The sequence below is a fragment of the Pseudoalteromonas sp. APC 3250 genome (assembly GCF_030407915.1).
GTDB lineage: Bacteria > Pseudomonadota > Gammaproteobacteria > Enterobacterales > Alteromonadaceae > Pseudoalteromonas > Pseudoalteromonas tetraodonis.
Genome location: NZ_JASDCM010000012.1, coordinates 77,536 through 100,236, shown reverse-complemented (window position 1 = coordinate 100,236; position 22,701 = coordinate 77,536). Strand labels below are relative to the sequence as shown.

The 22,701-nt window shown below is 40.3% G+C and carries 17 protein-coding genes; 14 read left to right on the top strand and 3 right to left on the bottom strand.

Features of this window, described 5'->3' with window-relative positions; genetic code table 11:
* Positions 1-23: 23 nt before the first annotated feature.
* Together QL986_RS13105 and QL986_RS13100 are read right to left on the bottom strand one after the other, a co-directional pair.
* Entirely contained in the window at positions 24-1,505 is a 1,482-nt protein-coding gene (locus QL986_RS13105; protein WP_016899068.1) for an FMN-binding glutamate synthase family protein, read from the bottom strand.
* 77 nt (positions 1,506-1,582) lie between these two features.
* Complete coding sequence (locus tag QL986_RS13100; protein WP_290191620.1) at positions 1,583-3,361, bottom strand: DUF885 domain-containing protein; 1,779 nt, start codon at positions 3,359-3,361, stop codon at positions 1,583-1,585.
* Between the two features lie 334 nt (positions 3,362-3,695).
* Between QL986_RS13100 and QL986_RS13095 the strand changes: the two genes are divergently transcribed.
* The 14 genes from QL986_RS13095 (at position 3,696) to mdoH (ending at position 20,270) form a co-directional block, all read left to right on the top strand.
* Positions 3,696-4,655, top strand: a complete 960-nt coding sequence (locus QL986_RS13095) for a diguanylate cyclase (protein WP_064662687.1) — start codon at positions 3,696-3,698, stop codon at positions 4,653-4,655.
* A 108-nt stretch (positions 4,656-4,763) separates the two neighbouring features.
* On the top strand, positions 4,764-5,519 hold the full coding sequence (ubiE, locus tag QL986_RS13090) for a bifunctional demethylmenaquinone methyltransferase/2-methoxy-6-polyprenyl-1,4-benzoquinol methylase UbiE (protein WP_008108541.1): 756 nt from the start codon (positions 4,764-4,766) through the stop codon (positions 5,517-5,519).
* A gap of 12 nt (positions 5,520-5,531) precedes the next feature.
* Entirely contained in the window at positions 5,532-6,191 is a 660-nt protein-coding gene (locus QL986_RS13085) for an SCP2 sterol-binding domain-containing protein (RefSeq protein ID WP_290191619.1), read from the top strand.
* A 17-nt stretch (positions 6,192-6,208) separates the two neighbouring features.
* A complete protein-coding gene (gene ubiB / locus QL986_RS13080) occupies positions 6,209-7,810 on the top strand; it encodes a ubiquinone biosynthesis regulatory protein kinase UbiB (RefSeq protein ID WP_290191618.1) in 1,602 nt (533 codons plus the stop codon).
* Positions 7,811-7,889: 79 nt separating this feature from the next.
* Entirely contained in the window at positions 7,890-8,150 is a 261-nt protein-coding gene (gene tatA, locus QL986_RS13075) for a Sec-independent protein translocase subunit TatA (RefSeq protein WP_290191617.1), read from the top strand.
* A 5-nt stretch (positions 8,151-8,155) separates the two neighbouring features.
* The gene (tatB, locus tag QL986_RS13070; RefSeq protein WP_028834689.1) at positions 8,156-8,488 is read left to right on the top strand and encodes a Sec-independent protein translocase protein TatB; all 333 of its coding nucleotides are present in this window, start codon (positions 8,156-8,158) and stop codon (positions 8,486-8,488) included.
* A 49-nt stretch (positions 8,489-8,537) separates the two neighbouring features.
* Complete coding sequence (tatC, locus tag QL986_RS13065) at positions 8,538-9,278, top strand: twin-arginine translocase subunit TatC (RefSeq protein ID WP_028834690.1); 741 nt, start codon at positions 8,538-8,540, stop codon at positions 9,276-9,278.
* A 1-nt stretch (position 9,279) separates the two neighbouring features.
* Positions 9,280-9,789, top strand: a complete 510-nt coding sequence (locus QL986_RS13060) for a hypothetical protein (protein ID WP_028834691.1) — start codon at positions 9,280-9,282, stop codon at positions 9,787-9,789.
* Positions 9,789-10,574 (top strand): TatD family hydrolase, encoded by a 786-nt coding sequence (locus QL986_RS13055; RefSeq protein ID WP_013466204.1) that lies wholly within the window; start codon positions 9,789-9,791, stop codon positions 10,572-10,574. Before QL986_RS13060 ends, QL986_RS13055 begins: the two co-directional genes overlap by 1 nt.
* On the top strand, positions 10,574-12,433 hold the full coding sequence (locus tag QL986_RS13050; protein ID WP_290191616.1) for a diguanylate cyclase: 1,860 nt from the start codon (positions 10,574-10,576) through the stop codon (positions 12,431-12,433). The genes QL986_RS13055 and QL986_RS13050 overlap by 1 nt, the downstream gene beginning before the upstream one ends.
* Positions 12,434-12,446: 13 nt before the next feature.
* Entirely contained in the window at positions 12,447-13,454 is a 1,008-nt protein-coding gene (hemB, locus tag QL986_RS13045) for a porphobilinogen synthase (RefSeq protein ID WP_008108557.1), read from the top strand.
* A 273-nt stretch (positions 13,455-13,727) separates the two neighbouring features.
* Positions 13,728-16,391: an ExeM/NucH family extracellular endonuclease gene (locus tag QL986_RS13040; RefSeq protein ID WP_013466206.1), complete on the top strand. Its 2,664-nt coding sequence runs from the start codon at positions 13,728-13,730 to the stop codon at positions 16,389-16,391.
* A 323-nt stretch (positions 16,392-16,714) separates the two neighbouring features.
* Positions 16,715-18,334, top strand: a complete 1,620-nt coding sequence (locus QL986_RS13035; RefSeq protein ID WP_016899060.1) for a glucan biosynthesis protein G — start codon at positions 16,715-16,717, stop codon at positions 18,332-18,334.
* Positions 18,306-20,270, top strand: coding sequence for a glucans biosynthesis glucosyltransferase MdoH (gene mdoH, locus QL986_RS13030; RefSeq protein ID WP_013466208.1), 1,965 nt, complete (start codon positions 18,306-18,308; stop codon positions 20,268-20,270). The genes QL986_RS13035 and mdoH overlap by 29 nt, the downstream gene beginning before the upstream one ends.
* A gap of 182 nt (positions 20,271-20,452) precedes the next feature.
* Here mdoH and fusA read toward each other — a convergent pair whose 3' ends face one another.
* Positions 20,453-22,537, bottom strand: coding sequence for an elongation factor G (fusA, locus tag QL986_RS13025; protein ID WP_013466210.1), 2,085 nt, complete (start codon positions 22,535-22,537; stop codon positions 20,453-20,455).
* Positions 22,538-22,701: the final 164 nt, after the last annotated feature.

Below are 22,701 nucleotides of genomic sequence, written 5' to 3'. Positions count from 1 at the left end.
TTTAAGCGCCTTTTAAGCTATATTTAATGATAGTGCTCGTACATTTTATCTAGTGGCTCAGAAAGACCGCTCTCTTGCACTATACGCACATGTTTGCGTTTTAATTCGCGAGCACTGGTAACGCCACAAGAATGTGCAATAAGCCCCGCACCGTAATGAATGTATTTATTATAATTTGCGACCCGCTGCGCTTTATCCTCAACATTTAAACCACGCTGTAAACGTTCATTATGCGTAGTAATTCCTGTGGGGCAGGTATCTTTATTACATTGCATAGCCTGAATGCAGCCTAGTGCAAACATATGTCCACGTGCAGACACAACAAAGTCGGCACCTAGTGCTAATGCCCACGCAACTTTTGAGGGCACAATTAATTTGCCAGAGACAATAATTTTAACTCGCTCTCTAAGGCCATGCTTTTTTAGTAACTGAATAACTAAAGGAAGACTTTCTTTTAGCGGTAACCCCACCGAATCGAGTAAAGACTGAGGCGCAGCGCCGGTACCACCATCAGCACTATCTATGGTAATGAAGTCGGGTGCAGACTCAATACCACGATGATTTATCTCGGCAAATAAACTTTCTAACCAAGCATGTTCACCAATTACCGCTTTAAAGCCTGTCGGTTTACCGGTTGTACTTCTTATCGTGGTGAGCATGTCTAAAATATCGTTTGGATTTTTTATTTCTGGGTGCCCATTTGGGCTAATTGAATCCTGCCCCTCAGGTATGCCTCTTATTTTAGCAATTTCAGCATTCACTTTTCGCCCAGGTAACATACCGCCTTTACCTGGCTTGGCACCTTGGCTCATTTTCAGCTCAAACATTTTAACTGCTGGGTGTGCAGCAACGGCTTTTAGTTTTTCTGTGCTTAAATTTCCCTGCTCGTCGCGTACACCATATTTAGCCGTACCAATTTGAAACACGATATCGGCACCACCTTCTAAGTGATACGGACTAAGTCCGCCTTCTCCCGTGTTCATCCAACAACCGGCTAATTTTGCCCCCTTTGAGAGTGCACGTACAGCAGGACTGGATAACGCGCCAAAGCTCATGCCCGATATATTAAATAACGAATTTGTGGTGTAAGGAAATTTACAATAAGGCCCAAGCGTTACGTTGCTAGGCGCTAGGGCTTCTTCATCTAAGGTAGGAAATGCGCAGTTCATAAACATTACGGTGCCTGTCGTTTCTAAGCTTTGGGTTGAACCAAAAGCAGCCGTATGATCAACATCTTTAGCAGCCCGATATACCCAACTGCGTTCGGCGCGATTAAAGGGCATTTCTTCACGGTCGAGAGCAAAAAAATACTGACGAAAAAACTCACCTTGGCGTTCAAAAAAGTACCGAAAACGTCCAATTACTGGATAATTACGCCTAATAGCATGCTTTGTTTGGGTAACATCTCGAACATAAAAAATAGCAATTAATATAACCAGCAATCCAAATACAACAATAAATAAGCTGGCAAACACATCGATACTGAACATTATAAATTGACTCATTACTTATCCTTAAATGCTAAAAAAGCGTGATGTCATTAAATAACACCACGCTTTTATAGTTTCAAAATAATGCGCTATTAGCTATCTGTTTTTGCTAATTCTGCTTGTATATACAAACGTATTTGCTGCTCAAGCACCGACAAAGGCACTGAACCATGGCGCAATATTTGATGATGAAACTCACGAATATCAAACTGCTGACCTAATGATTGCTCGGCCTCTGCACGCAGACGTTTAATTGTTAACTCACCAATTTTGTATGACAACGCTTGAGCTGGCCATGAAATATAACGATCGGTTTCTGTTTTTACATTATGTAATGAAAGCGCCGTATTATCGGCCATAAAATTCATTGCACGCTCACGACTCCAGCCGTACATGTGCATACCCGTATCAACCACTAAACGTGCAGCACGCCACATTTCGTAGGTTAAACGACCAAAGTTGCTGTACGGGTCTTGATAAAAACCCGCTTCAACGCCTAAGTACTCTGAATACAGTCCCCAGCCCTCACCAAACGCTGATAAATACGCATCACGGCGATAGCTAGGTAAACTTTCAAGTTCTGCATTGAGTGATATTTGTAAATGATGACCCGGAACAGCTTCGTGCAAAGTTAATGCTTCTAAAGCATAGAGTGGTCGTTTATCTAAAGCGTAGGTATTCACCCAATAAAAGCCGGCTTGATCATCACGGCTCGAACCTGAATAGCGCCCAGTAGTGTACTTAGGAGCAATATTGGCAGGCACCGGCGCTACGCCATAAGGTTTGCGCGGTAAGGTATGAAATAATTTAGGCAACTGCGCATCCATTTTTTTGGCAATATACGCGGCCTCTTTTAATAATTGCTCAGGCGTTGTGGCGTAAAACTGCGGATCTGTTCGTAAAAAGTGGATAAATTCTGCAAACGTGCCTTTAAAACCTACTTCTTTAATAACCGCTTCCATTTCACTACGAATGCGCGCAACCTCCGCTAAACCCAGCTCATGTATTTCTTTTGGGGTCATTTGTGTGGTGGTGTAATATTTAGCACGATTTGCATAAAAGGCCTCACCATTCGGTGTTGACGAAATACCAATATCACTACGTGCGCCTGGTAAGTATTCGTTATTAAAAAAAGTTAAGTAGTCTTTGTAGGCATTAATAACTTGGCTACTGATAATTGCTTTAGCTTGTTGTTGCAAATCTGCAAATTCACTATCACTTAAACCCGCGGTATTGTTTAAAAATGGCTTATAAAATTCAGATTGTGTAACGTCATCAACAATGTAAGCAGTAATCGAGTCTTGATAACCAATTAACACCGCTTTGGGTTGAGTTAAACCAACCTCTAATCCTTTACGCATCCATGCTATGTTTTGCTCAAAAAAGCGCGGCACTTGCTGTAATCGCTTTAAATAGTGTTGATAATCTTGTGCAGTTTTATAATCAGAGCTATTAACAATAAACGATAGGCTTGAATGAAAGCCATACTCTGACGTTAAAGGCATGTAATGTGCGTTAAATACATATTCATCAACACTATTTTGCACTTGCGCTCGAATAATACTGTAGTTAATTTGGTTTTCATCACTGAGCTTACTTATATCTATGGCATCTAAATCTGCTAATAGCTGCGTGTTTTTTTGATATTGCTGCGCTAAAAATTCAGCTGACAAATTAGGTAATAAGTAGCCATCAACTCCTTCGGGGTTACTATACGGGCTAACATTTTGGCGATGCTGTACTATATTTTCAGCCGCTTGCGTAAATTGTTGATCCGCATTAATTGCGGTGAGCTGACACGCGCTTAGTGAGCACATTAAAGTGACACTTAATAAGGAAAGACGCATTTGTTTTGAAAGAGATAAATTCATAGTGATTGATCTTAGTAATATTACAGATGTGATAAACCTATCGTAGCCTAGATAAATAGCAAATAGATATACGACCAACTGCGCAAAATATACGCCCGTGAGACATTGTATTAACTTAAGTTAATACTTAACAATTAGAGTAATTGCTCAGAAAAACAACGGTTATTGAAATTATAGTGCTATTTTAGCCAACTACGACTCATTTTACTTTTAAATAACGGATATAATGATTATTGTATCGTTGCTTGGAAGCAAATTGCCTCATTGGACGAGTTTTATAAATCAGCATTTATGCGTATTTGGTTGGTAATTGCAAATGATGTTCCATGATTCCATGGCTTTAGCACAAGAAAAAATGACAAAAGTATGTATGTTTTTAGAGCATCATGTTTTGCCTCCTACCCCCTTAAATTTTCAAGTTGTGTATACATACATTAGTAAAATCCATTTTGCGCTTAATAATGCCATTGATGATGCCATAGATGCCCATCAAAATATTGATGAGCTGTTTATTGAACAACTCTATTTTGAATATTTAAATCAAGGGCATAAAACCGAAGTAGCAATGATTGAAAACGTCAATGGCGTGATCAATTCACTATCGCAAAATGCTCAACAGACCGAAAAAAAGCTAAATGACTTTGCAGGTCATGTTAATGACTGTATGCACTCTCTAGATGAAAATAATATTGGCAACAGCCGTATTGCTTTAGAAAGGCTTAATGAACAAACTCAGCTTTTATTAACGCAACAAGCACAATTTAAACACCAACTAAGTCAGGCCAAAAAACTACACGAAGCAACTAAAAAACAACTTAATACCTTACGCAAACAACATGTGATTGACCCACAAACTGGCTTATATAAACGCCATTATTTAACCAAACAAACACAGTTATGGTTAAAACAAGACAAATCAATCTCAGCTATTGCCATTCAAATTGATAATTTAGAGCATTTTATTAATAATTTTGGCGATGCCATTGGCGAAGTGATTTTAAATAAAGTGGCTAAGCAAGTGCAAAAATATGTTTCGCAAAGTGGCTTAGCTGGGCGCTCTGCAAAAGATCAATTCATCGTTTTACTTGCTAACATAGAGCCCGAAACCGCTAACCTTATTGCACAAAAAGTTATAAGCGGAGTTGAAAAGCTACGTTTTATTAGTTCAAAAAGCGATCTAAAACTACCCCCCATTTCTCTCTCACTAGGGATCACTGAGCAACAACAAGGCGACTTTAACCAGCTGGTTAAAAGTGCCTCAAACGCCGCTTTTAAGTCACGCTCTTCTCAATAACCCAGTACACTGTTCAAACAATAAAATTAACTGATAAATCATATTCAAATTGCACCCTTGGTGCACAATCAAGTACACTAGTCTTTATTACCACGATAGAGATTAATCATGAACGAGAACCCTGAAAAGACCACGCATTTTGGCTATAAAACTGTTGCCGAAACCGAAAAAGCTTCTATGGTTGCTGATGTATTTCATTCTGTTGCGACAAAGTACGATGTTATGAATGATCTCATGTCTTTTGGTATTCATCGTTTATGGAAACGTCAAACAATTGCCAGCTCAGGTATTCGTAAAGGTCATCATGTATTAGATTTAGCCGGTGGTACTGGCGATTTAACTGCAAAGTTTAGCCAGCTTGTTGGCGAAACCGGTCAGGTTGTTTTAGGTGATATAAACTCTTCAATGTTAAAAGTAGGCCGCGAAAAGCTGCATAACTTAGGCCTTGTAGGCAACATTGATTACGTACAAATGAATGCCGAAGCCTTGCCTTTCCCTGATAATAGCTTTGATTTAATTACGATTGCTTTTGGTTTACGTAATGTGACGGATCAAAATAAAGCGCTGCGCTCTATGTATCGTATTTTAAAGCCAGGTGGTCGTTTACTCATTCTTGAGTTTTCAAAACCAGAGCAAGAATTGTTGAGCAAAGCGTATGATTTTTACTCTTTCAACATTTTACCTACTATGGGTAAGTTGGTTGCTAACGACAGTGAATCATACCAATATTTAGCTGAGTCAATTCGTATGCATCCAGATCAAGAAACGCTAAAAGCGATGATGGTCGAAGCAGGATTTGAACAAGCAACTTATCAAAACCTTACAGGCGGCATTGTTGCACTTCACCGTGGGTTTAAATACTAAGGTTAGTAATTTATGGCGCTTGAAGAAAACAATAAAGAACAATCGGCTGAAAGCAGTTTTTTTATGCTACCGAGCTTTGTGCTTTCGCTTATTGAACAAGTATTAAATCAAGCGCTTAAACTCGACCCGAGCTTAATCGATAAGCTAAAAGCGGTAGAACATCAGCGTTTATTAGTTGAAGTTAGAGATTGGCAGCAAAAAATAGCCATTACTTATGCCAATCAGCAGCTACATCTTTACACTGCATTAGCACATGCTGACGCTGACTGTATGATCAGTGCCAATATAAACACTTTGTTAGCTCTTAAAAATCCAGCCATGCTTACCCAGCTTATACGTCAAGACAAACTTGATTTGCAAGGGGATTTAAACATAGCTCAAAATTATAGTTCCGCCTTTTCAAGTTTAGACATTGATTGGCCAGAGCAACTAGCAAAGTATGTTGGGGATGCACCTGCACAGCAACTTTATTTGCACTTTCAGTCGTTTAAGCAGCAAGGTAAAAAAGCAAAATCACAGCTCGATAGCATCTTGATTAGCCTGTTCCAAGATGAATTGGCAATTACAATTCACCCATTAGAGCTTGCGCAATTTAAACAACAAAATAGAGCACTAAAAAGCCAAGTTGCTGCCATTGAGCAACGCATTAACGCCCTAATTAAAGCACTTTAACGCGCTAAGGATTTTTTGTGTCAACTGCCCGACTGTATTACATAACTAAAACCCTGCTTAGCTACGGACTTGATGAGCTTGTACCCAAACATAAAGTACCTTGGTTTGCTAAACTTGCTCGTGGCAGTTTGTTTTGGTTGCGCAACCAACACAAAAATAAACCTCCTGGCTTAAGACTTCGTTTAGCACTACAACAACTTGGCCCTGTGTGGATAAAGTTTGGCCAAATGCTTTCAACTCGGCGCGATTTACTGCCTCATGATATCGCCTTAGAATTAGCCTTTTTACAAGATCAGGTAGAACCGTTCGAAGGTGAACTAGCCCAGAGAATCATCGAAAAAGCATTAGAAATAGATGATATTAGCCAGCTATTTAGTGAATTTTCACAAATACCTTTGGCATCGGCCTCAATTGCTCAAGTGCATACTGCTACCCTTGTTGATCCTCAAGGTGAATCGCAAGATGTTGTTATTAAAGTTATTCGCCCTAATATTGAGCAACAAATCAACGCTGACTTAGCACTAATGGAAAAATTGGCTAAGGTTGTCGGTAAGTTAATTAACGAAGCCAAGCGATTACGCCCAGTGGAAGTGGTTAAAGAGTATAAAAAAACATTGCTCGATGAGCTCGACTTAATGCGTGAGGGCGCTAATGGTATTCAATTAAAGCGTAACTTTGAAGGTTCAGAATCGTTATACATTCCAACAGTATATAGTGATTATAGCCGCAGTAATGTACTGGTTATGGAGCGTATTTACGGTATTCCGGTTTCGGACACTGAAGCGTTGATGGCACAAAACACCAACATGAAGTTATTAGCAGAACGCGGAGTGGAAGTGTTTTTTACTCAAGTATTCCGCGACAGTTTTTTTCATGCTGACATGCACCCGGGTAATATTTTTGTGTCACGCGAAAACCCGCATAATCCTAAATATATTGGTATAGATTGCGGTATTGTTGGAACTCTTAACAAAGAAGATAAACGCTATTTAGCTGAAAATTTCATTGCCTTTTTTAACCGCGACTACCGCCAAGTAGCACAGCTACATGTTGATTCAGGCTGGGTACCACCTGATACCAGCATTGAAGAGTTTGAATTTGCTATTCGCACCGTGTGCGAGCCTATTTTTAATAAACCACTAGCTGAAATATCATTTGGTCATGTATTGGTTAACTTATTTAATACCGCACGTCGTTTTAATATGCAGGTTCAACCGCAACTCGTATTATTACAAAAAACCTTGTTGTATGTTGAGGGCTTAGGTCGTCAGCTATACCCACAACTGGACTTGTGGAAAACAGCAAAACCATTTTTAGAAGACTGGGTTAAACAACAAGTGGGCCCGCTGTCTGTGCTAAAGCAAATGTATGCAAACTTACCGTTTTGGGCAGAAAAAATGCCTGAACTACCCGATTTAATTTATCAAAATTTAAAGCGAGCACCACACTCTCACGCACCTGAAATTAAGGTTTCACATAAACCATTGGTTTTAGGACTGTTTAGTAGTGCTGCGATGATTGTCTCAGCTTTATTTTATTTACAACACAACTTAATCGCTGCTGGCGTTGTCTTAAGCTGTGCTGTTATTGGCTTTATAGCGGCTTGGCGCCGCTCATAAACTAAGTGCTATTTGCCACTTTGGGCGTATAATCAGCACTTAACCTTATTATTTTATGGCTTAAAAGCAGGAGAAAACCATGGGTTTTGGTGGTATTAGTATTTGGCAATTATTAATTGTACTTGCAATCATTGTACTTTTATTTGGTACAAAAAAACTACGCGGTATGGGTGGTGATTTAGGTGGCGCAGTTAAAGGCTTTAAAAAAGCTATGTCTGATGACCAAAATGCTGAAAAACAAGCTAGCGAAGATAAAACAGAACACATTGAAAAATCATCAGAATCAACACCAATCGATTCAAGTACAACTAGCAAAACTAAAGACAACGACAAGGTTTAACCAGCATGGGAATGTGGGAGCTTGTTGTTGTATTTATTGTCGGTTTGGTGGTGCTTGGTCCTGAGCGTTTACCTGTCGCTATTAGAACTGTGAGCCGTTGGGTTAAAACAGCTAAAGCAATGGCCAATTCCGTAAAAGCGGAGGTGAGCGAGGAGCTTCGTGTGCATGAACTACACGAAAATCTAAAAAAAGCAGAGCAACAAGGCCTTAAAGATTTAAGTCCTGACCTACAAAACTCTGTTTCTGAGCTACAACAAGCGGCGCAATCAGTCACCCATAGCTATAAAAAAAATCAAACGCCAGCATCAAATAGCCAACAAACAGATGACTCAAAGTGAACATAGCACTCTCTTTTTTTCATGCACTTAATACACGGTATAAAACACAATGACTGAGGAAGTAAAATCAGGGTTTGTCGCTCATTTAATTGAATTGCGTGACCGGCTAATTAAATCGTTATTAAGTATTTTAGTGATTTTTATTGGCTTAATTTACTTTGCAAACGATATTTATACCTTTGTAGCCGCTCCGTTAGTTGCTCATTTACCTAGTACAGCCACTATGATTGCAACGGATGTTACTGCACCGTTTTTTGCCCCTTTTAAGCTGACGTTGTTTGTTGCTTTATTTGCTGCCATTCCTTGGATTTTGCATCAAATTTGGGGGTTTATAGCCCCGGGTTTATATCAACATGAAAAGAAAATGCTGATGCCCATATTGGCTTCCAGTATTATCTTATTTTATAGTGGCATTGCTTTTTGTTACTTTGTGGTGCTACCTATAATTTTAGGGTTTTTCACCAGTGTAGGGCCGCAAATGATGACGCTTGCGCCCGATATAAGTAGTTATTTAGGCTTTGTGCTCAAGCTGTTTTTTGCTTTTGGGATCGCATTTGAAATCCCAGTTGCAATTATGTTGCTCTGCTGGAGCGGTGCAACAACCACACAAAGTCTAAAAGAAAAGCGTCCCTATATAGTGGTTGGCGTATTTGTAGTGGCAATGTTTTTAACGCCACCTGATGTGCTCTCACAAACCCTATTGGCACTACCTATGCTGCTTTTATTTGAGCTTGGTTTAATTTTAGCTAAATTTTATACCGCAAAACCACAACAAGAATCTGAGGAATAATATGAACAAGCATTTACTTTCTTTACTCGCTTTAGTCAGCGTACCGGTTTTAGCCGCTACTCCTATTAATGAGCAAGCTTTGCAAGCCTGTAGTTTTATTGAAAACGACTTTAATCGTTTACTATGCTACGACAACACCATTGCCGGAAAGTCATTAACACAACCAGCACAAAGCCAGCTAAGCAAATCGGCACAAACAAATGTAAAAGCTGAGGCTCCCGCTGCAACAGCGCCTGTGGCCACTAAAGCAAAAGAGTTTGGTTTAGAGCATAAAGAAATTGCGGAAAATGGTGAAGAGTCTATTACTTCAAAGATTTCATCTGTTAAAAAAGCACCTTATGGTGAGCTAATCATTACCTTAGAAAATAACCAGCAATGGCGTCAAATTGGTTCAGATAGCTTAAGATTAGACGAAGGTGATACCGTTATTATTAGCCGTGGCGTATTCAACTCTTTTTTACTTAAAAAAGCAGATCAAAACCGTTCAATTCGTGTAAAACGTACTCAGTAATGCAATACACGTTAATTGATGCTGGCGTAAATTTAACTAATCATCAATTTGATGGTCAGCATCAAGAGGTGCTCGCCAGAGCAAAAGATGCGGGCGTAAACCAAATGCTGATTATTGGCTGTGATATCAGCTCCAGTGAAGAATCATTAGCACTTGCTGCGCACTATAATCAATATGCTACCGCTGGTATTCACCCTCATGACGCTAAAACAGCAACCCCTGAGCTTGAGCAACAACTTACTCAGCTCGCTCAAAATGAGCAGGTTATTGCCATAGGTGAATGCGGACTAGATTACAATCGCGACTTTTCCCCTAGAGATATACAACGTGCTGTTTTGCGTCGTCAGCTCGCATTAGCTGAAAAACTCAACTTGCCTGTTTATTTGCATGAACGTGATGCCAGTGAAGATATGCTCACTATTTTAAAAGAATTTACTGTTCGCGGTGTACTGCACTGCTTTACAGGTAATGCACAAGCACTCTCAGGTTACTTAAACTTAGGACTTTATATTGGTATTACCGGCTGGGTATGTGACGAAAGACGTGGCGAGGAGTTACAACAACTTATACCGAGTATTCCTATTGAACGTTTATTAATAGAAACCGATTCGCCTTTTTTAATTCCTCGTACAGTTAAACCAAAGCCAAAATCAAGACGAAACGAGCCAGCATTGCTGCATTATGTGTGTGACACGCTTGCTCAGCTTTATGGCATTCCAGCATCTGAAGTGGCAAAACATACTCGTGAAAACTTTAATCGCTTATTTGGATTAGAGAAAAAATAATGCGCATCTTTAGCACCTTGCTGGCATTCATCATGGTGTTTTTTACATCCTGTTTCCCTGCAACTGCAATCGATATAAATAGCGAATTTAGTTCAAAAAAAATAGAGTCTATTCATTATTCATTTACCCCAAATTCATTAGAAGATGCACAACAAAGCAACTTACAACAATGGCAGTCACTTAATAATAAACCGCTTAATTTAGGCCTAGAAACTCGCCCTGTGTGGATTCAATTTCAACTAAATAATTATCTTAATAAGCCAACAGAGCCAATTTTATCGTTAGATAACCCACTTCTAAACAATGTATACCTGTACCACTTTATGGGTGAGAAGCAACTAAAATCGGAACATCTTGGTGATGCTCTTCCTTTATCTGATAGAGCGATTAAAAGTGAGTCTTTGTTGGTTAAATTAACACTTCCCGCTAACAGCGAAACCACCGTTTATCTTAACGTTAATAATAATGCGGGAATCGGGCTTCGCGTCCCCCTCACCTTATGGCAACAAGATGCATTATTAGCCCATAAAAGTATGCTTAACTTGCACTATGGATTACTGATTGGATTTATTTTTTCTTTGGCTATCAGTAGCTTGGTTTTATTTGCTTTTTCACGTAAACATTATTTTGCCTATGCCGGTGTGATTACACTGATGCTTAGCCTATTTTTAGCATATTTAGGCGGATTTGGGTTTCGTTATGCCCCTCCAAGCATAGCAGCCTTACAGCAATTAATGCTGCCTATTTTGCTAATGCTGATCACGGTATTGTTTCTTCCTTTACAGCGCCATGTTTGCATACCCATTAAATCCAACTTAGTTAAAGGGCAAACAATAATTACCACCTTATATGCATTGGTTATTGTACTTATAGGGTTGCTGCCTACTCCAAGCGTGGCTTTGTTTGCTATTTTAAGCATTCCTGTCATTTTAAGTTATCATGTTGTCACAACATTATTTTATCTACGAAAAAACCCCACGAGCCCCAATAAATCTCTATTAATGGCACTCGGGTTCTTTTTAATTGTAGTCATTCATTTTTCCGTTGCGTTAACAGGCCTGTATACAGTCACTAGATCCAGCTTAATACTCACCTTCGCGGCCTCATTAAGCTGCTCATTTTGTTTAAGCTACACCGTCATAAAATTATTTATATTACAACGCGATGAGCAAGTCACAACGCAACAGGCATTGATTGCAAAAAGTGCAGCGCAAGATGCGCTCTTAAATGAGCGGATTGAATTACAAGAGCGCACTCGTCATGAACTTGAAAACCAAGTTGATGAGCGCACCTTTGAGTTACAAGTCACACTTAGGGAACTTGAAGATAAAAACCGCGAGCTTGAACAACTCAATATGGAAGATGCTCTAACAGGGGTAAAAAATAGACGCTTTTTTGATAAAAAAATAATCATGGAAATTCGCCGTTCACGCCGTGAGCAAACACCCTTGAGCATCATTATGCTTGATATAGATAAGTTTAAAGCAATCAACGATACGTATGGCCACTTAACCGGCGATCAGGTAATTCGAGCAGTCTGTGATGTTATTAAACAACAATTAAAACGTCCTCTTGATGAAGTGGCGCGTTATGGTGGTGAAGAATTTGTCGTCCTGCTACCCAATACTAATAATCAAGGTGCGTTAGCTATTGCCGAGCAAATACGGTGCGCAATAGAAAAAAACACTGTCAGTGTTGCAGGTACTACGATTAAATACACCATTAGTGCCGGTGTTTATACTCATATTGCCGATGATGTTCATAACCCTGAAACATTTACTGAGTGTGCCGATAAGGCACTCTATCTAGCAAAACAACATGGCCGCAATCAAGTGGTTAATTTTCCAATCTCACAGTAGGAGCGTATAACTTATGGCCCAATCTGGACTAGACCTTTTCCCATATACTCGCATGCGTAGAATGCGCCGTAATGATTTCTCTCGTCGCCTTATGGCTGAAAACCAGCTGAGTGTTAATGATCTTATTTATCCTGTTTTTGTGCTTGAAGGTAAAAACCGTCGTGAAAGCATTGAATCGATGCCCGGCATTGAACGTTTATCAATTGATTTACTGCTAGAAGAAGCTAAAGAATTAGTTGATTTAGGCGTCCCTGCGCTTGCTATTTTCCCTGTTACCCCTGCAGATAAAAAGTCTCTACTCGCTGAAGAAGCGTATAACGATGATGGCTTAGCACAAAGAACTGTACGCGCATTAAAAGAAACCTTTCCAGAGCTTGGCGTGATCACCGATGTTGCACTTGACCCATTTACTGTGCATGGTCAAGACGGCATTATTGATGATGCAGGTTATGTAATTAATGACGTCACTACCGAAATTTTAGTTAAGCAGGCGCTATCACACGCACATGCAGGTGCTGATGTTGTTGCCCCATCAGACATGATGGACGGGCGTATTGGTGCAATTCGTGAAGCCCTTGAAGCCGATGGCTTTATTCACACTCGCATTATGGCCTATTCAGCAAAGTATGCATCAAGCTACTATGGCCCATTTAGAGATGCTGTCGGTTCAGCAGGAAACTTAAAAGGCGCTGATAAAAAAACTTACCAAATGGATCCTGCCAACTCTGATGAAGCTATTCGCGAAGTGGCTCTTGATTTGCAAGAAGGCGCCGATATGGTAATGGTTAAGCCAGGTATGCCTTATTTAGACATTGTACGCCGCGTTAAAGATGAATTTGGTGTACCAACATTTGCTTATCAGGTAAGTGGTGAGTACGCGATGCATAAAGCCGCTATTGATAACGGCTGGCTGAGTGAGGAAGCCACTATTATGGAATCTTTATTAGCATTTAAACGTGCAGGTGCTGATGGCATTCTGACTTACTTTGCAAAGCAGGCAGCCCGCTATTTAAATAAGTAATAAAAGCATATTGATATAAAAGGGCTTTATTGCCCTTTTTTATGTTTAAGAACAACACATAGTTGGCATTTATGCAGCGTTACCCCCTATTTTTATAGATAGTAATCACACTACACAGGCTCTGTCTTACCTAAAACTAAACACACAACTGTACGTTCTACCTCAAAAAATAACAAAACCTAATATTGTTAACATTCTGTATTCTATTTGTAATCATTTTTCATTACACTAAGCGTCCCATTTGGGGAAACAAAAACACGGGAAAAAATAATAATGTTGAAAACAAAAATAACGCCATTGGCGCTTGTGTTAGCAAGCCTCAGTGCACCCGCTACCGCTAACCTCGTTATATCAGAATACGTAGAGGGCAGTAGCTATAATAAAGCAGTAGAACTATTTAATAATTCGACAACCCCACTGTCATTGGATGGCTACACCCTAAGTCTCTATTCAAATGGCAATACAGAGGCAAACAATACGCTCGATTTAACCGGTGAACTTGCTGCTAATAGCACTTATGTCATTGTTAATGGTAATGCTTCAGTTGAATTAAAAGAAAAAGCGGATCAACTCAGCGCCGTCACTAACTTTAATGGTGATGACGCACTGGTACTTACGCAAGGCTCAACCGTTATTGATAGCTTTGGTCAACGCGGCGTAGATCCAGGTTCATTTTGGTCTGAAGGTGGCGTACAAACACAAAATAAAACACTGCGCCGTAAAGAAACTCAATTAAACGGACGCACTGATGCCGATGGCGCTTTTAATCCAAGTGAGCTATGGCTGCAATTTGATCAAGATGATTTTAGTGATCTAGGTATCTTTGCAGGGAATTCTTCACCTAATCCAGATCCTGAGCCAGAACCTGAAAATCCTTTACTATGTGGCGCTGATAAAACATTAATTAGCAGTATTCAAGGTGAAGGCGCAAGCAGTCCACTGGTTAACACTGTGGTTGAATTTGAAGGCGTTGTGACAGCTGATTTCCAAGCAGATGATCAGCTCAAAGGCTTTTTTGTAAATTCACTTAATAGTGATGAAGATGCAAATCCCCTTACTTCTGAAGGTGTATTTGTTTACTTTACCAATACTGATGTTAATGTTGGCGACCATGTTCGCGTACAAGGTACTGTTGAAGAGTACTTTGATGCCACCCAAATTGGTAATGTTAGCCAAGTTGCTATTTGTGATACCGGCCTTTCAGCTTATCCGACTAAAATCACTTTACCCGTTATCGATCAAAGTGAGTTAGAAGCATTTGAAGGTATGTTGGTGACCCTAGAGCAGCCATTAGTTGTCACGAATAACTATGGTTTAGGTCGTTACGGTGAATTAGAGCTTGCCACCGAACGTTTATATCAAGGGACACAAGTTGCACTTCCTGGTGCGGCAGCAAATGCGGTTGAAGCGCAAAATCTAACTAAAAAAATACTCGTAGATGATGGCTCAACTCGTCAAAATCGCGACCCTATTGCTTACCCTGTACCTGGATTATCAGCAGAGAATACGCTGCGTACTGGCGATACAGTAAATACCGTTACTGGCGCCCTAGCGTACAGTTTTAGCACTTACCGTATTCACCCAACGGTCACACCTCAGTTTATAGCAACGAATCCGCGTACCGATGCACCAGAGTTAAACCCTGACGCTGATTTACGTGTTGCCAGCTTTAACGTACTTAACTACTTTAATGGCGACGGCCAAGGCAGCGGTTTCCCAACTAGCCGAGGCGCTGACTCAGAAGTAGAATTAATTCGTCAACAGGCCAAACTAGTTAGTGCTATCAGTGCTATGCAAGCTGATGTGATTGGCTTAATGGAAATTGAAAATGACGGCTTTGGCGAATTTAGCGCAGTTGCAAGCTTAGTAAATGCACTTAATGATGCCGACAGTCAAAATCAATATGCATTTGTGGACTTTGGCGTTGATAAAATCGGCACCGACGCTATTACTACCGCGCTTATTTATCGTGCTGATAAAGTACAGCAAGTAGGAACAGCAGCGATTACAACTGACGCGCCTTTTGACTACAGCAATCGCGCACCTATTGCGCAAAGCTTTAAGTCTTTAGAGACAGAAGAAGTCTTTACTGTTGCCGTTGCTCACTTAAAATCTAAAGGTGGTTGTGGAAGTGCAACTGGTGGAAACGCTGATCAAAATGACGGCCAAGCATGTTGGAACGAAATTCGAACTGCTGGCGCCAATGCATTTGCTGATTGGTTAAATAGCAAACCAACAGGGGTTGATGATGAAGATATCATTCTTGTTGGCGACATGAACGCCTATGCAATGGAAGATCCTATCCGTGCATTTGCTGATAAAGGCCTTAAAAATGTGGTTGCTGAGCTAGATGGCAACACTTTAGGTTACTCTTATAGCTTTTCTGGCCGAGCGGGTAGTTTAGATCACGCCCTAGTCAGTCCAAGCTTATTAAATAAAGTAGTCAGTGCAACCGATTGGCACATTAATGCCGATGAGCCTATCTCGCTTGATTATAACGTTGAGTTTAAATCTGACGCACAACAATCAACCTTATATGCTCAAGGTCCTTACAGAGCGTCAGATCATGACCCTGTTATTGTCGATATTCGCTCGACCATTATCGCGCCACCTGAGCCAGAACCTGAAGTAATTATTGGCGAAATTAATAATATTGGCGGGTGGTTTTGGTGGAAAAGCTACAGCTTTGAAATCCCACAAGGTTATGACGAGCTAACGGTTAGCCTTGACGGTGGCTGGGGTGATGCAAACTTATTTGTACGCCATAAAAGAAACCCGACTCTTTTCAGAAAAGATTGCGCCTCAATAAGCTTCGGTAATAGTGAAAGCTGTTCATTTACCAACCCTAAAGAAGGTAAGTGGCGAGTGCGTGTAAACGGCGCCATTCCTTTTGGTAATGTTAAATTAACGTACAAAGCAACAAAGTATGCTGATTAAGCTTAATTAGTCGGTTAACAATTAGGTATTGTGACCTAAAATATCTATATAGTTACTCAAAAGCCGCTTTCGCGGCTTTTTTATTTTTTATACAAATGTAATTCAGACAAGCTTCAGCAAACATTGCTTACTATCTATGCAAACCTTGATATGGCCTTTATCAAATTTCACACCTTTCATTTATTGTTTAATAAATACAAAGTGTGAAGCTGCGTTACTACACCTGCGCTAAAACGATAATTGCCCAGTCCTGCTAACCCATATAAAAACCATTGAGATAGACGTTACTCTCGCTGTAAATATATTTTTATAAAGGATTCAAAATGAAAGAACGCATTCACCTTATATCAACTTGTCAAAGGGCTTTTAAACCTTTGGTAGGGATGTTGATAGTTTTTTCACTGTGGGGAACGAACAACGCCATTGCAGCAACCTCATTAGAAGCGGCAATACCACAAGGCAGCTTATTTGATGTGATAAGTGCGCGTGCTAAAAAGCTTGCTGAGCAAGATTACATTGCACCTAAAAACATACAAATAGAAGCGCTCAATAGTATTGATTATCAAGACTACCGCTCAATCCGCTTCAAACACGATCAATCGGTATGGAAAGATGAAGGGCTTTATGAGCTGCAACTGTTTCACCCAGGTTTTTTATATAAAACCCCAGTCAAAATCAATATCGTTGATCAAGATGCCAAGCTTAGCCGTCTCCCATTTAGCACAGACTTTTATCAATATGATGGAACAGCAGCACACCTAAAAGATGAAATAGCAAAAAGTGTTGAAGGTACACAGTTAGGGCATGCTGGTTTTAGATTGCATTACCCACTAAATAACGATGACTATAAAGATGAAATTGTGGTGTTTCAGGGCGCTTCTTATTTTCGCCTAGTTGGACCTAATCAAGTTTATGGCTTATCAGCACGCGGATTGGCAATTGATACCGCACAAACATCTGGTGAAGAGTTTCCTTCATTCAAAGAGTTTTGGTTAGTAAAACCAACACCAGAGCAAACTAATATTACTATTTTTGCTTTACTCGATAGCCCATCGGTAGCCGGAGCCTACAAGTTTGAAATAGACCCAAACACACAGACACGAGTTAACGTCGACATGCAAATTTTTGCGCGTAAAGATGTTAAAAAGCTAGGTATAGCGCCATTAACGAGCATGTTTTATCACGGTGAAAATAGCACTAAGTTTTTTGATGATTACCGCCCTGAAGTACATGATTCAGATGGTTTGCTCACGCAGTCACAAGAGAGTAATTGGGTATGGCGTCCGCTTAATAATCCATCCCAACTCAGTGTAACCTCTTTTTCATATGAGAATCCAAAAGGCTTTGGCCTTGTGCAGCGTGACCGTGACTTTAATAACTACTTTGATATAGAAGCGCATTACCATGACCGCCCTAGCCTTTGGATAGAACCACAAGGTGAATGGGGCAATGGCCGTGTTGAGCTAGTAGAAATTCCAACAGATACTGAAACAAACGATAATATTGTAAGTTATTGGGTTCCTGAAAAGCCGTTCAAAGCAGGAGAGGCATTAAAGTTTAGCTATAAGATGACGACGTTTAATGATTATCTAAGCCAAAATAATTTGGCCAAAGTAGCTAGAACGCGTATTGGTAGTGCCGCATTACCTGGTGAAGATAATCCACCGCCAAAAAGCCATCGTCAATTTACTGTTGACTTTACCGGCCCTGATATCAATCAGTTATCAGCAAAATTAGCACTTAGCGCAGATCTTCAGCTTACTACCGGTGAAGCCCGCGATATTACAGTGCAAAAATTACCAAAATCATTAGGTTGGCGTGTTGCTTTTAAAGTCGCTCCCCAAGGTAGTGATCCTGTAGATATGCGTTTATCGCTAAAGCTACGTAATAAAGAAGTGAGCGAGGTATGGAGCTATGTTTGGTATCCAAATGACATCAAGTAAACAAAGCGCAGGCACGCCGATGCCTTTTAAAACACTTCGTGTGTGGTTATTTGCTATCGCTGCTATTGGTCTTTCAGGCTATGGCATTTCAATTATGTTTGAAATTTTAAACTCAAATGGCATGACCTTGCTTGAGTATGCACTTCTTGCTTTATTTTCTATTACTTTTGCGTGGATAGTCACCGCATTTTGTAGTGGTTGTATTGGTTTTATACTGCAGCTATTTCGGATAGATCCACTCACACTTAAAAAAATAAAGCCGGTCTCTATTAACAGTGAAGCACTATCACAGCAAAAAACAGCTGTGGTTATGCCTATATATAACGAAGATACGCACAGAGTGATTGCAGGCTTTGAAGTCAGCTTACAATCATTAAAAGCGACAGGGCAATTAAAACACTTTGATTTTTATTTACTAAGCGATACACAAGACGCAACTATTGCTAGTAATGAATTAAGTGCATGGCATGCGTTATGTGAGCGCTTAGGTGATACTGCAAAGCAGGTATTTTATCGTCGCCGTGAAGATAACAAACATCGTAAAGTGGGTAACTTAACCGACTTTTGTGAGCGCTGGGGTAGCCAATACGAGCATATGATTGTATTGGATGCCGATAGTGTAATGACTGGCCAATGCATGCTAGAGCTCACTACCAGTATGCTAAATAATCCACAAGCGGGATTGATTCAGACTATCCCTATTCCTGTGCGCCAAGATACCTTTTTTGGACGCTTTTTACAGTTCGCTTCAATTCTTTATAGTCCAATGTTAGCTACCGGCTCTGCTTTTTGGCAGACCGACAAAGCCAATTACTGGGGCCATAATGCCATTATTCGCGTCAAAGCATTTATTGATTGCTGTGGCTTGCCAACACTAAAAGGTAAAGCGCCTTTTGGTGGTGAAATTTTAAGTCATGATTTTGTGGAAGCCTCTTTATTACATAGCGCGAATTGGGACGTATTATTACTTGCCGATATTGAAGGCAGTTACGAGGAAGTTCCGAGCAACATATTAGATTATGCTGTACGCGATAGACGCTGGGTTCAAGGTAATATTCAACACCTTGGCTTATTATCATCAGCAAAATTAAAGCTAATGAGTAAGCTGCATTTTTTACTGGGTGCAACCGCGTATATATCATCACTCATTTGGTTATCTATGCTGGCGTTAAGTACCATAGATGCGGTAACACGCGCTTTAAATAGTGATGTCTATTTTAATCGCGCCTATCAACTATTTCCAACTTGGCAAATAGCCAAAACAGAACTCATTGACTCATTACTTTACCTAACTATCATTATTTTATTATTGCCTAAACTCATGGGCGTGATTGTTACCTTAGTACACCGTAAGCAGCGCTTTGGTGGTGCATTAAAACTTACTTTAGGGTCTATAATTGAAACCGTATTTGCCATTATTGTGGCACCATTAATGATGGTTTTTCATGCATATTTTGTAGTCTGTGTATTTTTAGGTAAAAAAGTAAAATGGGACGCTCAACCGCGTGAAGGCAGAATGGTGCCATGGAAAGAAGCGTTTAGTTATACATTGCTTTCTTCGCTGATTGCCATTGTATGGGGTAGCGTTGCTTATTACTTTACGCCAGTCTTTTTTTGGTGGTTATCTCCTATTTTATTAGGACTCATACTCGCTGCACCTATTGTGCGCTATTCAAGTAGTATCAAGCTAGGCGTTAAGCTCAGACAATGGGGGATTTTTCTCTGCCCGAGTGAAGTCGATAATGATGTAACATTAGCGGCACTTAAAGTACACCTCAAAGAGATAACCGTTCCACCTGCAGGGCGTTATTCAACAGCAATACCGCTGTTACCACAAGAACACAAAGTAACCATGCCTATTCAGAGCTTTAGTAGTGAATCACATCGTAAGAAGTTTAAAGCACTCATTACAAAAACAGCTAATAAGCTAAATTAATACCAATTCGCTTAATTAAGTCAGCTATTTTGAAGATTGGTATAGTCATAATAAATAAAAAAGGAGCAACTAACTGTTGCTCCTTTTTTATGACCGCACGCTTTAATTTTCGAGCTTAATAACCTTCAGACAATAAAAAACCCGCAACAAGTGCGGGTTTTTTTAAAGAGTTAAAGTGCTAATTACTTAGCTGCTTTTTTCTCTTTTTCTGCAGCGATTACTGTGTCAGCTACGTTTTGTGGACATGGTGCGTAGTGTGAGAACTCCATAGAGAACTGACCACGACCTGATGTCATTGTACGTAGTGAACCGATGTAACCGAACATTTCTGATAACGGTACGTCTGCTTTAATGCGAACGCCAGTTAAACCAGCTTCTTGGTCGCTTAACATACCACGACGACGGTTAAGGTCACCGATTACGTCACCTACGTGATCTTCTGGCGTGAACACGTCAACTTTCATGATTGGCTCAAGAAGTTGTGCACCCGCTTTAGGGATAGACTGACGGAAAGCGCCTTTAGCTGCGATTTCGAATGCGATTGCTGATGAATCCACGGCGTGGAAGCCACCGTCGAAAAGTTCAACTTCAACGTCAAGTACTGGGAAGCCAGCTAGAACACCTTCGTTCATCATTGACTTAAAGCCTTTCTCAACTGCAGGCCAGAATTCTTTAGGTACGTTACCACCAACAACTGAAGATGTGAACGTGAAACCAGAACCCACTTCGCCAGGCTTGATACGGTAATCGATTTTACCGAATTGACCAGAACCACCAGATTGTTTCTTATGCGTGTAGCTATCTTCGATTTCACGAGTGATAGTTTCACGGTAAGCAACCTGTGGTTGACCAACGATAAGGTCTACACCGTAAGTACGCTTAAGGATATCTACTTTGATATCTAAGTGAAGCTCACCCATACCTTTAAGGATAGTTTCACCTGAATCTTCATCAGTTTCAACTTGGAAAGATGGATCTTCTGCAACCATTTTACCGATAGCAACACCCATTTTCTCATTACCGCCTTTATCTTTAGGCTGTACAGCAATCGAGATTACTGGAGTTGGGAATACCATTGGCTCAAGTGTTACTGGGTGCTTAGGATCACAAAGAGTGTGACCAGTTTGCACGTTCTTCATACCAACGATAGCGATGATATCGCCCGCTTGCGCTGAAGTAAGCTCTTTACGCTCATCTGCTTGCATCTCAACCATACGGCCAACACGCTCAGTTTTACCAGTAAATGCATTAAGGATAGTGTCACCCTTGTTAAGCACACCAGAGTAGATACGTACGAATGTTAATGCACCGAAACGGTCATCCATGATCTTAAATGCTAACGCTTTGAAAGGTTCGTCAGCAGATACGATTGCATGCTCGCCGTTTTCGTTACCTTCTTCATCCATAAGAGGTTGAGGATCAACTTCTGTAGGAGCAGGTAGGTAATCTACTACTGCGTCAAGTACAAGTTGCATACCTTTGTTTTTGAATGCAGAACCACAGAATGTAGGGAAGAACGCAAGGTCACGAGTACCTTTACGGATACAACGCTTGATGTCTTCGATTGAAGGGATTTCACCTTCCATGTACGCTTCCATTAGGTCATCGTCTTGCTCTACAGCAGTTTCGATAAGCATTTCATGGTATTCATCAGTTTTCTCTACCATGTCTGCAGGAACGTCTTCAATAGTGTAGTTTTCTGGAAGACCTGTCTCATCCCAGATGTATGCTTTTTTGTTTAAAACATCAACAACACCACAGAACTCATCTTCGATACCGATTGGTAAAGTCATGATAAGTGGAGTAGCACCAAGTACTTTTTGTACTTGCGCTGTTACACGGAAAAAATCAGCACCCATACGGTCTAATTTGTTTACGAAGATGATACGTGCAACACCTGACTCATTCGCGTAGCGCCAGTTAGTTTCTGATTGTGGCTCAACACCACCAGAACCACAGAATACACCCACACCGCCATCTAATACTTTAAGTGAACGGTAAACTTCAACGGTGAAGTCAACGTGTCCAGGAGTATCGATAACGTTAAAACGGTGATCTTTCCAGAAACAGCTTACTGCCGCAGACTGGATAGTAATACCGCGCTCAGCTTCTTGATCCATGAAATCGGTAGTCGATTCACCATCATGAACCTCACCTGTTTTGTGGATAGTACCTGTAAGCTTTAGGATACGCTCAGTAGTTGTGGTTTTACCCGCATCAACGTGCGCGAAAATACCAATGTTTCTGTACTTCGATAAATCTGCCATTAATTTTACTCTTAATAAAGTCGATAAATTATTCGGCGGGAGTATAGCATTACTTAAAGCGAACATCACCATAGAAGTCGCTTAAAATGCAATCAATTTATAAAAAACTTGCTTTAAAGATATTTTGAGGTATGAGATGGGCTTAAAAGAGGCATATTATAAAC